At 62.5% G+C, this 1,195-nt stretch carries 1 protein-coding gene; it reads left to right on the top strand.

The features are described from left to right. Positions 1-3: 3 nt before the first annotated feature. Positions 4-1,194 (top strand): elongation factor Tu, encoded by a 1,191-nt coding sequence (gene tuf, locus CRI93_RS14955; RefSeq protein ID WP_098063531.1) that lies wholly within the window; start codon positions 4-6, stop codon positions 1,192-1,194. The last annotated feature ends 1 nt before the right edge of the window (position 1,195 follow it).

The following is a 1,195-nucleotide window of genomic DNA, read 5'->3' as shown; positions in this document are numbered from 1 at the left end:
GTTATGGCGAAGGAGGTATTTGAGCGGAAGAAGCCGCACATCAACATCGGGACGATTGGGCACGTTGATCACGGGAAGACGACGTTGACGGCGGCGATTACGAAGGTGCTGGCCGAGCAGGTTGGCGGCGCAGCCGAGCGGACGTTTGACTCGATTGACAACGCGCCGGAGGAGCGCGAGCGCGGAATCACGATTGCGACCTCGCACGTCGAATATGAGACGGAGGCGCGGCACTACGCCCACGTCGACTGCCCCGGCCACGCGGACTATGTCAAGAACATGGTGACGGGGGCAGCGCAGATGGACGGCGCCATTTTGGTAGTGGCTGCGACCGACGGCCCGATGCCGCAGACGCGCGAGCACATCTTGCTGGCGCGGCAGGTGGGCGTGCCGTTTTTGGTGGTGTTCATGAACAAGGTGGACCTCGTTGACGACGAGGAACTGTTGGAACTGGTGGACATGGAGGTGCGCGACCTGCTGTCCAGCTACGAGTTTCCCGGCGACGAAATCCCGGTGATCCGCGGGTCGGCGCTGAAGGCGCTGGAGTCGGATGCGGATGCGGAAGCGAAGATCATGGAGCTGATGGCGGCGGTGGACGAGTACATTCCGACGCCGGAGCGCGACGTGGACAAGTCGTTTTTGATGCCGGTGGAAGACATCTTTTCGATCACGGGCCGTGGCACGGTGGTAACGGGCCGGATTGAGCGCGGTCGAATTGAGACCGGAGACGAGGTCGACATTGTCGGGATCGAAGAGGAGAAGCTGACCTCGACGGTGACGGGGATTGAGATGTTCAACAAGACCTTGGACGAAGGGGAGGCCGGCGACAACGCGGGGCTGCTCTTGCGCGGGATCAAGAAGGAGGATGTCTCGCGCGGGATGGTGGTAGCGGAGCCGGGCTCGGTGACGCCGCACAAGGAGTTTGAGTGCGAGGTGTACGTGCTGTCGAAGGACGAGGGCGGGCGGCACACGCCGTTCTTCCCGGGCTACCGTCCGCAGTTTTACTTTCGGACGACGGACGTGACCGGAGACATTGAGTTGGAGGAAGGCGTCGAGATGGTGATGCCGGGCGACAACGCAACGTTTACGGTGAAGCTGATCCAGCCGGTTGCGCTGGAGGAGGGCCTGCGGTTTGCGATCCGCGAAGGCGGGCACACCGTGGGCGCCGGCGTCGTTACCGAAATCCTTGACTAAC

The sequence above is a fragment of the Longimonas halophila genome, from assembly GCF_002554705.1.
GTDB lineage: Bacteria > Bacteroidota > Rhodothermia > Rhodothermales > Salinibacteraceae > Longimonas > Longimonas halophila.
Note: the sequence above shows the minus strand (reverse complement) of the source record. Positions and strands in the feature narration are given on the sequence as shown.